The organism is Klebsiella sp. M5al, from assembly GCF_002090195.1.
Classification (GTDB): Bacteria; Pseudomonadota; Gammaproteobacteria; order Enterobacterales; family Enterobacteriaceae; genus Klebsiella; species Klebsiella grimontii.
The window spans coordinates 2265106-2277297 of sequence record NZ_CP020657.1 but is presented as its reverse complement, the minus strand read 5'-3'; the positions used below and the strand labels follow the sequence as shown (position 1 = coordinate 2277297).

Below are 12192 nucleotides of genomic sequence, written 5' to 3'. Positions count from 1 at the left end.
TGTGGTTAATTAAGGCTCCCGGACGGGAGCTTTTTTTATGGGAGTTGACCAATGAAACGCACTTTACTCGCTTTTGCCGCGCTGCTGGCAAGCACCCATGTGCTGGCGGACGAATGCAGCAACGCCAGCAATCAAACGGAAATGAACCAGTGCACCGCCGAGCAGTACCAGGCTGACGACAAAAAATTAAATGAAACGTATCAGGAAGCGCTGAAGCGCGCCTCCGGCAAGCAGCAGGAATTGCTGAAAAAAGCGCAGCTGTCGTGGATTGCCCTGCGCGACGCCGACTGTCAGTTCCTCGCCTCCGGCGCTGAGGGCGGCAGCGTACAGCCGATGCTGATCAACCAGTGCATGTCCGATAAAACCGTCGAGCGCGAGTCGTTCCTCGCCTCGCTGCTGCAGTGCGAGGATGGCGATCAGAGCTGCCCGCTGCCGCCCGCCAATTAACGCACGCGGATCCCTTCAATAATCATCCGCTGGACGTTATCGACGGTTTGCTGAAAAAACGCCTCATCGCGCAGCGTCGCGCCGGTTACCGCCTCAACCTGAGTGGCGAAATCGGCGTAATGCTGTGTGGTCGCCCAGATCATAAAGATCAGGTGCTGCGGGTCAACCGGCGCCAGCCTGCCGCTCTCGACCCAGCCGGAAATAATCGCCGACTTTTCATCCACCAGCGCTTTCAGATCGCCGGTCAGTTCACCCATCAGCAGCGGCGCGCCCTGCAGCATCTCCAGGCAGAACAGCCTTGACGCCTGCGGGTGATCGCGGGACACCTCCAGCTTGAGGCGAATATATTCGCCGATAGCCACCAGCGGGCTGATATCTTCGCGAAAGGCCTTCAGCGGCGCCAGCCAGATAGCCAGAATCTGCTGCAGCACGGCAATATACAGCGCCTCTTTCGACGGGTAGTAGTAGAGCAGGTTCGTTTTTGATACCCCGGCCAGCTCGGCGACCTGCTCAAGCCGCGTACCGTGGATACCAAACTGCGAGAACGCGTCCAGCGCGGCGGCCAGGATCGCCTCTTTTTTCGCGCTCACCGCCAGTGAACGTTTGCCGATCTTTTTCACGCTGCCCTGTGCCATTCATCATCTCCTTCTTTTCACGCCATCAGCATAGCAAAAGCCCAGCGCCGACACGACTCTCTGCACCCTGATTGCGCACGACTGCGGTTTTTTCGTGCACCGATTTTGACCATTCAGTCCACTTTTATTGCTGCTATTTTCGGCAAACATCCAGTAACACCCTAATAACATTAACCTTTGTAAAACTGGCATCGCCTTTGCTTTATCTTTCAGGCGAGGTGATTGAGGGAGATGCAGGATGCAGCGCCGCGCGCCTTCTTGTTCAACGACATGCAGAGAGGTAGGTATGAAAATTGGTGTCTTCGTTCCGATTGGTAATAACGGCTGGCTGATTTCCACCCATGCTCCCCAGTACATGCCAACGTTTGAGCTGAATAAGGCCATCGTGCAAAAAGCCGAACACTACGGCTTCGATTTCGCGCTGTCGATGATTAAACTGCGCGGCTTCGGCGGCAAGACCGAATTCTGGGATCATAATCTGGAGTCCTTCACCCTGATGGCCGGACTGGCGGCCGTCACTTCGCGCATTCAGATCTACGCCACCGCCGCTACGCTGACGCTGCCCCCGGCGATCGTCGCCCGCATGGCCTCGACCATCGACTCCATTTCCGGCGGCCGCTTTGGCGTCAATCTGGTGACCGGTTGGCAAAAACCGGAATACGAGCAGATGGGCATGTGGCCGGGCGACGACTACTTCGCCAGCCGCTACGACTATCTCACCGAATATGTCCAGGTGCTGCGCGACCTGTGGGGAACCGGACGCAGCGACTTTAAAGGCGACTACTTCACCATGAACGACTGTCGCGTCAGCCCGCAGCCGTCGCAGCCGATGAAAGTGATCTGCGCCGGGCAAAGCGACGCCGGTATGGCGTTCTCCGCCCAGCACGCGGACTACAACTTCTGCTTCGGCAAAGGGGTCAATACCCCTGCCGCCTTCGCTCCCACCGCCGCGCGCATGATGCAGGCGGCGGAAAAAACCGGCCGCGACGTCGGCTCCTACGTCCTGTTTATGGTGATCGCCGACGAGACCGACGAGGCGGCCCGCGCCAAATGGGAACATTATAAAGCCGGCGCCGATGACGAGGCGCTGGCGTGGCTTACCGAACAGAGCCAGAAAGACACCCGCTCCGGCAGCGATACCAACGTGCGCCAGATGGCCGACCCCACCTCGGCTGTCAACATCAATATGGGTACCCTTGTCGGCTCTTACGCCAGCGTCGCCCGCATGCTCGACGAAGTGGCGGCGGTTCCCGGCACCGACGGCGTGCTGCTGACGTTTGATGATTTCCTGATCGGAATCGAAGCCTTTGGTCAGCGTATTCAGCCGCTGATGCGCTGCCGCGACCATATCGCCACCATGACTCAAGAGGTTGCCTGATGATTACCCTACCCGCTCGCCCGGAATCCCTGACCTTCGCGCCGCAGCAGAGCGCGCTGATCGTCGTCGATATGCAGAACGCCTACGCCAGCCAGGGCGGCTATCTCGACCTCGCCGGATTTGACGTTTCCGCCACCCGACCGGTTATCGACAATATCAACCTCGCCGTGGCCGCCGCACGCGCCGCCGGGATGCTGATTATCTGGTTCCAGAACGGCTGGGACGACCAGTACGTAGAAGCAGGCGGCCCCGGCTCGCCGAATTTTCATAAATCCAACGCGCTGAAAACCATGCGTAAGAACCCGGAGCTGCAGGGCAAGCTGCTGGCGAAAGGCGGCTGGGACTACCAGCTGGTCGATCAGCTGAAACCGCTGCCCGGCGATATCGTGTTGCCAAAACCGCGTTACAGCGGCTTCTTTAACACCGCGCTCGACAGCATCCTGCGCAGCCGCGGCATCCGCCATCTGGTGTTTACCGGTATCGCCACCAACGTCTGCGTGGAATCAACCCTGCGCGACGGCTTCTTCCTCGAATATTTCGGCATCGTACTGGAGGACGCCACCCATCAGGCCGGTCCGGCGTTTGCCCAGCAGGCGGCGCTGTTCAATATTGAAACCTTCTTTGGCTGGGTCAGCGATGTCGCCAGCTTCTGTACCGCCCTTGAGCCCGCCGCGCCGCGCGCCTTTACCGAGGAGAAACGTTATGCCTAAACAGGTGATTATTCCGCCAGGCACCACCACGCCTATCGCGCCGTTTGTCCCCGGTACGCTGGCCGATGGCGTGGTTTACGTCTCCGGCACCCTGCCGTTCGATAAGCAAAACAACGTGGTGTATATCGGCGACCCAAAGGCGCAAACCCGCCACGTGCTGGAAACCATCAAGAGCGTTATCGAGACGGCGGGGGGCAGTATGGAGGATGTGACCTTCAACAGCATTTTTATCACCGACTGGAAAAACTACGCCGCGATTAATGAGGTCTACGCGGAGTTCTTCCCCGGCGACAAACCGGCGCGTTTCTGCATACAGTGCGGGCTGGTGAAGCCCGATGCGCTGGTGGAGATCGCCACCGTCGCGCATATCGGGAAACCGGCATGATGAAGCTGAACATCTCCCCGGCGCCTTATTCGGGCGCGCCGGCGGTGGTTCTGAGCGCCGGGCTCGGCGGCGCGGGCGGCTACTGGCTACCGCAGCGGGCGGCGCTCGAACCGCACTATCAGCTGGTGAGCTATGACCATAACGGCACCGGCGAAAACGGCAGCCCGCTGCCGACAGGCTACAGCATGGCCGCCATGGCGCAGGAGCTTTACGCGGCGCTGCAGGCGGCGGGGATTGAGCGTTTTGCGCTGGTCGGCCACGCCCTGGGCGCGCTGATTGGCCTACAGCTGGCCCTGGACTATCCCGCAGCGGTAAGCGCCCTGGTGCTGGTAAACGGCTGGCTGACGCTCTCCCCGCATACCCGCCGCTGCTTCTTGGTGCGCGAACGCCTGCTGCACGCGGGCGGCGCGCAGGCATGGGTGGAGGCGCAGCCGCTGTTCCTCTACCCGGCGGAGTGGATGGCCTCGCGCCTGCCGCGGCTGGAGGCCGAAGACGCGCTCGCCATCAGTCATTTCCAGGGCAAAGAGAATCTATTGAAAAGGCTGAACGCCCTCAAGCAGGCCGACTTTTCACGCCGGGCGGCAGCGATAACCTGTCCGACGCTGATCATCAGCGCCGCTGACGATCTGCTGGTCCCGGCCTCCTGCTCCCGGGTGCTGCAGGCGGCAATCCCCGGCAGCCAGCTGGCGGAAATGGCCTGGGGCGGCCACGCCTGCAACGTCACCGATACCGCCGCCTTTAACCCTATTTTATGCGACGGGCTTGCCGCGATGCTGCCCGTCCCCCAGGAGAACCTATGAGCGAAGCCATTAGCCCGGCCGCCTGCGCCGCGCTGTTTACCGAGGCCCGAACCCACAACGGCTGGCTGGATAAGCCGGTCAGCGACGAGCAGCTGCGTGAAATCTACGACTTGCTGAAAATGGGGCCGACCTCCGCCAACTGCTCCCCGGCGCGCATCGTCTTCGTGCGCACGGCGGAAGGCAAAACGAAGCTGCGCCCGGCTCTGTCGAGCGGCAATGTCGAGAAAACCATGCAGGCGCCGGCCACCGCTATCGTCGCCTGGGACCGCGCATTTTACGATCGGCTGCCGGAGCTGTTCCCCCATGGCGACGCCCGCAGCTGGTTTACCTCCAGCCCGCAGATGGCGGAGGAGACCGCTTTTCGCAATAGCTCACTGCAGGCGGCATACCTGATTTTCGCCTGCCGCGCGCTGGGCCTGGACACCGGCCCGATGTCGGGCTTTGACCGCGAAATGGTCGATGCGGCGTTTTTTGCCGACGGCGGCTGGAAAAGCAACCTGCTGATCAATATCGGCTACGGCGATCCCGGCAAGCTGTACGGCCGCCTGCCGCGTCTGCCTTTTGATGATGCCTGCCAGCTGGCATAAGGAGCCCGTATGTCTATTGCCGATAAACAAAGCTTTCGCGACGCCATGGCCCACGTCGGGGCGGCGGTGAACATTATCACCACCGATGGTCCGGCAGGCCGCGCCGGCTTTACCGCCAGCGCCGTCTGCAGCGTCACCGACGCGCCGCCCACGCTGCTGGTCTGCCTGAATCGCTCCGCCTCGGTGTGGCCGATCTTCAGCCAGCACCAGGCGCTGTGCGTCAACACCCTGGCGGCCGGCCAGGAAGAACTCTCGAACGTTTTCGGCGGTAAAACGCCGATGGCGGAGCGCTTCGCCGCCGCCGACTGGCAAACCGGCGCGACCGGCTGCCCGCGTCTGGAAGCGGCGCTGGTCAGCTTCGACTGCCGTATCAGCCAGATCGTCAGCGTCGGGACTCACGATATTCTGTTTTGCGAAGTGGCGGCGATTGTACGCCATCCGGAACCGCGCGGACTGATGTGGTTCGACCGCGGCTACCACACGCTGATGCGTCCAGCCTGTTAACCTTAAACCCAGGATCTCATCATGGCTCTCTTCGATTTTCCTCGCTGGCAGTTAACCTCCCCCTCCGCCGCCTCCGGCGTCGTGGCCCCCGATGAACGGCTGTCGGTCGGGCAAACCGTGGTGATGGGCGTTCAGCACGCGGTGGCGATGTTTGGCGCGACCGTTCTGATGCCAATCCTGATGGGGCTGGATCCCAATCTGTCGATCCTGATGTCCGGCGTCGGCACCCTGCTGTTCTTTTTGGTTACCGGCGGGCGCGTGCCGAGCTACCTGGGCTCCAGCGCCGCCTTCGTCGGCGTGGTGATCGCCGTCACCGGCTTCAACGGCCAGGGGCTTAACCCGCACCTCAGCGTCGCGCTGGGCGGGATTATTCTCTGCGGACTGGTTTATACCCTGATTGGCCTGGTGGTGATGAAAATCGGCACCCGCTGGATCGAGCGGCTGATGCCGCCGGTAGTTACCGGCGCGGTGGTCATGGCGATCGGCCTTAACCTCGCGCCAATCGCGGTGCGCAGCGTGTCAGCGACGCCGTTCGACGGCTGGATGGCGGTGCTGACGGTGCTGTGCATCGGTCTGGTGGCGGTGTTTACCCGCGGAATGCTGCAGCGGCTGCTGATCCTCGTCGGGCTGATTATTGCCTGCGCGCTGTACGCGCTGCTGGCCAACGGCCTCGGGCTGGGCAAACCGCTGGATTTTAGCCTGCTTGCGCAGGCGGCGTGGTTTGGCTTGCCGCAGATAACCGCCCCGACCTTTAACAGCCAGGCAATGATGCTGATCGCCCCCGTGGCGGTGATTCTGGTGGCGGAAAACCTCGGTCACCTGAAGGCGGTGGCCGGGATGACCGGACGCAATATGGACCCGTACATGGGGCGGGCGTTCGTCGGCGACGGGCTGGCCACGATGCTCTCCGGCTCGGTCGGCGGCAGCGGGGTGACCACCTACGCGGAGAATATCGGCGTGATGGCGGTCACCAAAGTGTACTCAACGCTGGTGTTCGTCGCGGCGGCGCTGATTGCGATGCTGCTTGGATTTTCACCGAAATTCGGCGCGCTGATCCATACCATTCCGGGACCGGTGATCGGCGGCGCATCGATTGTGGTGTTCGGCCTGATTGCCGTCGCGGGCGCGCGGATTTGGGTGCAGAACCGCGTGGATTTGAGCCAGAACGCGAATCTGATTATGGTGGCGGTGACGCTGGTGCTGGGGGCGGGCGATTTCGCGCTTTCTCTCGGCGGCTTCACCCTCGGCGGGATCGGTACGGCCACCTTCGGCGCAATTCTGCTGCACGCTCTGCTTAACCGCCGTCCGCGTGAAGCCGGGCAAACCAACGTCACCCCAGTATGAAAGCGGGCGCCGTTAACGGAAGCTGCGTTGCGCGTTGCTTCCCGGAGGCGGCGCTTTACGCGCCTTGTCCGGGCTACCGGTCCGCAGGCAACGGTAAACCCGTAGCCCGGTTAAGGCGTTTACGCCGCGAGCCGGGAGTTCCTCCCGCTCAACGGCCGCGGCAAAGAGACAAAAAAAACCGCCGACGTAACGTCGGCGGCGAGGGCGATGGGGTCGGGCCCGGGAGATTAACCCCCATCAGCAAACAATCAGGGGACGCTAGCTTTCGCGGCTACCATGACTGTTTTTACCCCCTTTCTTACCCGCTTCGGATGCGCGTTGAGGATCGTTTTTAAAGTTCCCCCCGCTGTGCTGGCCACCTTTACGACCTGCTTCTGATGCTCTTTCACGGTCTTCGGCAAAGTTGCCGGCGCCGCCACGATGGTTTGCCATTACTGACCTCCATTTAGGTTAGACATCATGCTGCATTAGGTGAAACACGAGGCTTTAGCCTCCGCGATACGGGTTGCGTATCACGTGCTTTTAAGGTTAGCGAAGGAAAGCCGTGCCGGATGGATATCGTCACATCCTGAAATAGATTTTGTATAAGAACTGCCGCTATTACGCCGGACGCGCGCTAAGCGGCTCTTATGACAGCCTAAAATGGCGCCACTAAAGATGTATCTTTTTGCAACAGCCCTCATTTTTTGCAATTTTGTTATAAATCAAATAAATGATTGTTGCATTTGCACTCTTCGCCACAGGTCTTATCTTTAAAGATAGCCAGTCGACTGGCTGGCTCATAACGCAACCGAGGAGTGATGCAAATGGCTAAGATTCTGGTGCTTTATTATTCTATGTACGGACACATCGAGACCATGGCGCATGCCGTCGCCGAAGGGGCAAACAAGGTGGATGGCGTTGAAGTGGTCGTGAAGCGCGTGCCGGAAACCATGCAGGCAGAGGTTTTTGCCAAAGCAGGCGGGAAAACGCAAAACGCGCCCGTCGCCACGCCGCAGGAGCTGGCGGAGTACGACGCCATCATCTTTGGTACCCCTACCCGTTTCGGCAATATGTCCGGACAGATGCGCACCTTCCTCGATCAGACCGGCGGTCTGTGGGCATCCGGGGCGCTGTACGGCAAGCTGGCCAGCGTGTTTAGCTCGACCGGCACCGGCGGCGGCCAGGAACAAACCATTACCTCAACCTGGACCACCCTTGCCCACCACGGGATGATTATTGTGCCGATCGGCTACGGCGCCCAGGAGCTATTTGATGTCTCGCAGGTTCGCGGCGGTACGCCTTACGGCGCCACCACCATTGCCGGCGGCGACGGCTCGCGTCAGCCGAGCGAAGAGGAGCTGGCGATTGCCCGCTATCAGGGAGAGCACGTTGCGGGCCTGGCAGTAAAACTACACGGTTAATCTTCAGCAGGAGGAAAGCATGCCGAATCAAGAAGCAAAGGCCCACCGCGTCGGTGAATGGGCAAGTCTGCGCAATACGTCTCCTGAAATTGCCGAGGCGATTTTTGAATTAGCCCATTACGATGAAAAGCTGGCGGAGAAAATCTGGGAGGAAGGCAGCGATGAAGTCCTGCCCCTCGCCTTCGCCAAAACGGATAAAGACTCCCTGTTCTGGGGCGAACAAACTATCGAACGCAAAAACGTGTAGCCCGGACAGGTACGCAATACCGCCTCCGGGAGTTCTTGCATGAGCTTCCCGGGGGCGGCGCAGAGCGACTTGCTCGGGCTACATCAGCGGAGCGCCTGCGCCCGCCATAACCGAAAACCCGGATTGCTCCGGGTTTTTTATGCTCTGTTATTTTGTCGCCTCGGCCATCACTTTTTTGAAGGTGTCCATCGGGCAGAAGCCGTTATCATCGACCGGACAGCCGTTCAGCGCCAGCGTCACCCGCTGCGGCGGCGACTGCAGGGTTAACGCATCGGCATTGCGCAGCTGCTCGGTGCTTTGATAGACGTACTCAATCTTCATCAAATCACGATTGCCGCCGTTATCATGCCAGCGCTGGAACACCAGCTTGCCGCCGATAGGCGTGCGCTCATATTGGTTATGCAGCTGATAGGGTTTAAAATCCAGCGCCGTCAGCAGCGAAGCGATATTGGAGTCGTGTCCCACCAGCAGCGTCACTTTCGCCGCCTTCGCCGCATCGCCCACCAGCGCGTTGTCAATATATTTCACCAGCGGCTTAGCCACGTTGCGCGCCACTTCAGGGGAAGTAAACAGGCTATCCTGATAGCCGTTTTTCAACTTCGACAGCACCTGCCACTGCTTATCGGTTTTGATTTCGCCCCAGGCGACCTGGTCTTTCGGGAATCCCTCGTAATACTGCAGCGTAAAGGCGTCAACCAGCGAGTTACCGACCTTAAGCGGCCCGGAAACGCCAGGCTCCTGCTGATATTTGGCGCTAAAGGTATCCTTCCCTTCGCTCAGCGAGCACTGCTGCTTCTCTTTACAGGACGGAGAATTGCGGTAGTCGATTATCGCCTCCAGCAGCTTATAGCTTTCGCCCAGTTGCATCCCCTGCCGCTCTTTCTCCATCGCCTGCACCGCCTTTTCGCTGAAGGCGGCGGAATCGTCGACGATCACCGGATTAAACGTTGGGTCCATGGTGCCCATTTTTTCCTGATGGTGCACCGTCACCCCGCAGCCGGGAAACGCGCCGGTAATAAAGAACTGCGCGGTCGCGACGGTGCGCTGCAGGCTATTGGCATAGGCGTAGACCGCGTTCTCCGGCGGGCATTCGCCGCTGGTCACCAGCCCCTGCTGCGCCAGCCATTCACGCATATAGTGCCCCATATAGACTTCCAGCACCCCGCCCTTGGTCGTCAGCTGGCCGCCGGGAACATCCCACTCCGGCCAGGACTTCGGCGTGGATTGCTCCAACACGCTGCCGTTGTTCGCCAGCGGCGCGCGCAGGTTATGGCGGCTCATGATCAGCACCTGCTGAAGCTGATACCCTTCCGGTGCGGCCTGTTCCTGCGCCTGGACGCCAGCGGACAGTAAGACAACGCCGGCCACGGCGGCGGCGAGTAGACTTTTTCTCATCCCTTAACCCTCAGTCAGTGATTATCATCGCCTTAATTGTGACAAATTTATGACATTTTTCCGGGCAATGGCTCGCAAAGTGCGGAAAGAAATACGCTTTCCGCCGTGACGCAGGAAGAGTGAAATCAGAGGGATGGCGTTACTCCGGCAGCGGCACCGCCGCGAGGGTGCAGATAGCTTCATGCTTGCCGCCGCGATGGTCGACGATCAGCACTTTATCGCCGGCTTTTTTACCTTCGCAGGGTTTTAAAACCTGATCGACAATACGTTCGCGAATTGACGGGTTCCCGGGATCGGCCAGGCTATTGAACGACGTCAGAACCAGCAGCGGCCCAACAACAGCGATGATTTGCTTATTAAACATTTGTGACTCTCACCCCTTATTTAGCGGGCCAAGGGTAGCAGCCCGTCGCGCTCTCGTCTGTAAATTCGCTTAAACGAGTGTTACTCGTTCATTTTTTCACCATCATCGCGCTTTACTCTTCACATTTATTCATGTAAATAATAATTTCAGTGCACTGCTGGCAGTCTATTCTCGTCTTATTCATCGGGTCATCTTTAAGAAATATCCCGATGCTATTATCCCGATATCACGGTATTTTTTCTTCATGTTAAACATAACATTAGGTTAATCTATGTCAGGTATCCTGCTCTTTATCGTCGCGGTGGTTTTGCTGGGAGTAGCCATCTACAGCCTGGTCTCCTATGTCAAGGATCGGCGCTCCGCACAGCTGCCAACTCATAAGAAAAAGAAATAATTCATCCTCACTATTCTTACCTTCTGCCCCTGCTATTTCTCCCCGACCGCCTGATTTCAAACGAGAATGACAAAAAGAAGGCAGGCTCGCCGGCCTGCCTTTATGTCTGAGCTAAAAAATCGTTACGATTCCCAGGCCTGTTCCGCTTTGGCCCCGTCAAACTGCGGCGGCGGCTTACGAAAGCGGCGGGTCAGATAAGTCAGATACAGCAAACCCAGGCCCGCCCATATCAGACCGAGCGTCAGCGAGGTCGCCTCCAGGTTAATCCACAGAACGCCCACCGTCAGCGCGCCGACCATCGGCAGCAGCAGATAGTGAAAGCGATCTTTCCAGGTTTTGTTAAAGCCCTTCCGCCGCCAGAAGTGATTAAACACCGACAGGTTAACGAAGGTGAACGCCACCAGCGCGCCAAAGTTAATCAACGCCGTGGCGGTGACCAGGTCGAAGAACAGCGCCGACAGCGCGACGATGCCCACCATGATCACGTTCAGCGCCGGAGTCCGCCATTTTGGATGGACATAGCCGAAAATGCGCTCCGGGAAAACGTTATCGCGGCCCATGACGTACAGCAGGCGCGAAACGCTGGCGTGTGAGGCCAGGCCTGACGCCAGGGTATTCACAAAGGTGGTGCACAGGAAAATCGACTGGAACAGCTTGCCGCCGACGTAGAGGGCGATCTCCGGCAGCGCCGCATCCGGGTCTTTAAAACGGCTAATGTCGGGGAAAAAGAGCTGCATAAAGAACGAGGCGGCAATAAAAATCACCCCGCCGTAGACCGCGGTCAGGAAGATAGCTTTCGGGATCACCCGCGCGGCGTCCGGCGTCTCTTCGGAGAGGGTCGTCACCGCATCAAAGCCGAGGAACGAAAAGCAGACTATCGTCGCCCCGGTAATAATCGGGATCAGGTGCGCGTTCTGGCTAATAAACGGCTGGAGCGACCAGACGGTACCGACGCCCTCCCCTTTATGCAGCCCTTGCACCACCAGCACGATAAAGACCACCATGATTGAGATCTGCACCAGCACGAACAGGGTATTGAAGTTCGCCACCAGATTGACGCTTTTCAGGTTCGCCGCGGTCAGAATGGCCACAAACGTCACCACCCATACCCAGGGCGGCACGTCCGGAAACAGCGCGGAAAGATAAATCTTGGCCAGCAGAACGTTGATCATCGGCAGGAACAGATAATCCAGCAGCGAAGACCAGCCCACCATAAACCCGACGTGCGGGCTGATCGACTTCTGCGCGTAGGTATACGCCGATCCCGCCTGCGGAAACTGGCGTACCAGCTTACCGTAGCTAATGGCGGTAAACAGCACGCCGGCCAGCGCCAGCAGATAGGAGGCCGGAACGTGGCCGTTGCTGATGCCGGAAACGATGCCGAAAGTATCAAAAACCGTCATCGGGGTCAGATAGGCGAGGCCCATCATCACCACCTGCCAGAGCTTGAGAGACTTGCGCAGCCGCGGTTTGCCCGCTTCAGAGGCGTTATCGAGAGAGGTGTTAATAGCCATGGCCATTTCCCCCGCTGCACATCCGGGTTTGCGGTCGTAGAGACCGGGAAACCAACCTGCTTCGCAACGGGGTTAATGGCAAATC

16 protein-coding genes are annotated in these 12192 nt (G+C 59.2%); 11 read left to right on the top strand and 5 right to left on the bottom strand.

Translation table 11 applies throughout. The features are described from left to right. Positions 1–51 precede the first annotated feature (51 nt). Positions 52–447, top strand: a complete 396-nt coding sequence (locus BWI76_RS10790) for a lysozyme inhibitor LprI family protein (protein WP_004871288.1) — start codon at positions 52–54, stop codon at positions 445–447. Here BWI76_RS10790 and rutR read toward each other — a convergent pair. Continuing rightward, positions 444–1082: an HTH-type transcriptional regulator RutR gene (rutR, locus tag BWI76_RS10785; RefSeq protein WP_004871292.1), complete on the bottom strand. Its 639-nt coding sequence runs from the start codon at positions 1080–1082 to the stop codon at positions 444–446. The two genes, BWI76_RS10790 and rutR, sit on opposite strands and share 4 nt — an antisense overlap. Positions 1083–1368: 286 nt before the next feature. On the opposite strand from rutR, the gene rutA reads away from it, so the two are divergent. From rutA to rutG, 7 genes are read left to right on the top strand one after another with little or no spacing between them, the layout of a single operon-like run. Further along, positions 1369–2460 carry a pyrimidine utilization protein A gene (rutA, locus tag BWI76_RS10780; RefSeq protein ID WP_004131300.1) on the top strand — a complete coding sequence of 364 codons (1092 nt, stop codon included), beginning with the start codon at positions 1369–1371 and terminating at the stop codon, positions 2458–2460. Then, positions 2460–3170 (top strand): pyrimidine utilization protein B, encoded by a 711-nt coding sequence (rutB, locus tag BWI76_RS10775; protein WP_004871297.1) that lies wholly within the window; start codon positions 2460–2462, stop codon positions 3168–3170. The genes rutA and rutB overlap by 1 nt, the downstream gene beginning before the upstream one ends. After that, complete coding sequence (gene rutC / locus BWI76_RS10770; protein ID WP_004871301.1) at positions 3163–3555, top strand: pyrimidine utilization protein C; 393 nt, start codon at positions 3163–3165, stop codon at positions 3553–3555. The genes rutB and rutC overlap by 8 nt, the downstream gene beginning before the upstream one ends. Next, complete coding sequence (rutD, locus tag BWI76_RS10765; protein ID WP_064371677.1) at positions 3552–4355, top strand: pyrimidine utilization protein D; 804 nt, start codon at positions 3552–3554, stop codon at positions 4353–4355. The genes rutC and rutD overlap by 4 nt, the downstream gene beginning before the upstream one ends. After that, on the top strand, positions 4352–4942 hold the full coding sequence (locus BWI76_RS10760) for a malonic semialdehyde reductase (protein ID WP_024359581.1): 591 nt from the start codon (positions 4352–4354) through the stop codon (positions 4940–4942). Before rutD ends, BWI76_RS10760 begins: the two co-directional genes overlap by 4 nt. 9 nt (positions 4943–4951) lie before the next feature. Beyond that, entirely contained in the window at positions 4952–5446 is a 495-nt protein-coding gene (gene rutF, locus BWI76_RS10755; protein ID WP_024359582.1) for an NADH-dependent FMN reductase RutF, read from the top strand. A 21-nt stretch (positions 5447–5467) separates the two neighbouring features. Next, positions 5468–6790, top strand: coding sequence for a pyrimidine utilization transport protein G (gene rutG, locus BWI76_RS10750; RefSeq protein WP_064371676.1), 1323 nt, complete (start codon positions 5468–5470; stop codon positions 6788–6790). 258 nt (positions 6791–7048) lie between these two features. Here rutG and BWI76_RS10745 read toward each other — a convergent pair whose 3' ends face one another. After that, positions 7049–7222: a general stress protein gene (locus BWI76_RS10745; protein WP_004131287.1), complete on the bottom strand. Its 174-nt coding sequence runs from the start codon at positions 7220–7222 to the stop codon at positions 7049–7051. A gap of 374 nt (positions 7223–7596) precedes the next feature. Between BWI76_RS10745 and wrbA the strand changes: the two genes are divergently transcribed. Continuing rightward, positions 7597–8193 (top strand): NAD(P)H:quinone oxidoreductase, encoded by a 597-nt coding sequence (wrbA, locus tag BWI76_RS10740; protein WP_004131278.1) that lies wholly within the window; start codon positions 7597–7599, stop codon positions 8191–8193. 19 nt (positions 8194–8212) lie between these two features. After that, positions 8213–8440: a YccJ family protein gene (locus tag BWI76_RS10735; RefSeq protein WP_004131277.1), complete on the top strand. Its 228-nt coding sequence runs from the start codon at positions 8213–8215 to the stop codon at positions 8438–8440. A 147-nt stretch (positions 8441–8587) separates the two neighbouring features. Here BWI76_RS10735 and agp read toward each other — a convergent pair whose 3' ends face one another. Both agp and BWI76_RS10725 read right to left on the bottom strand, forming a co-directional pair. Then, a complete protein-coding gene (gene agp, locus BWI76_RS10730; RefSeq protein ID WP_049085162.1) occupies positions 8588–9835 on the bottom strand; it encodes a bifunctional glucose-1-phosphatase/inositol phosphatase in 1248 nt (415 codons plus the stop codon). 139 nt (positions 9836–9974) lie between these two features. Next, positions 9975–10199 carry a hypothetical protein gene (locus BWI76_RS10725; RefSeq protein ID WP_004871321.1) on the bottom strand — a complete coding sequence of 75 codons (225 nt, stop codon included), beginning with the start codon at positions 10197–10199 and terminating at the stop codon, positions 9975–9977. A 271-nt stretch (positions 10200–10470) separates the two neighbouring features. On the opposite strand from BWI76_RS10725, the gene BWI76_RS28060 reads away from it, so the two are divergent. Next, complete coding sequence (locus tag BWI76_RS28060) at positions 10471–10593, top strand: small membrane protein (RefSeq protein ID WP_004131271.1); 123 nt, start codon at positions 10471–10473, stop codon at positions 10591–10593. Positions 10594–10715: 122 nt separating this feature from the next. On the opposite strand, the gene BWI76_RS10720 is transcribed toward BWI76_RS28060, so the two are convergent. Then, on the bottom strand, positions 10716–12107 hold the full coding sequence (locus BWI76_RS10720) for an APC family permease (RefSeq protein ID WP_004131269.1): 1392 nt from the start codon (positions 12105–12107) through the stop codon (positions 10716–10718). Positions 12108–12192: the final 85 nt, after the last annotated feature.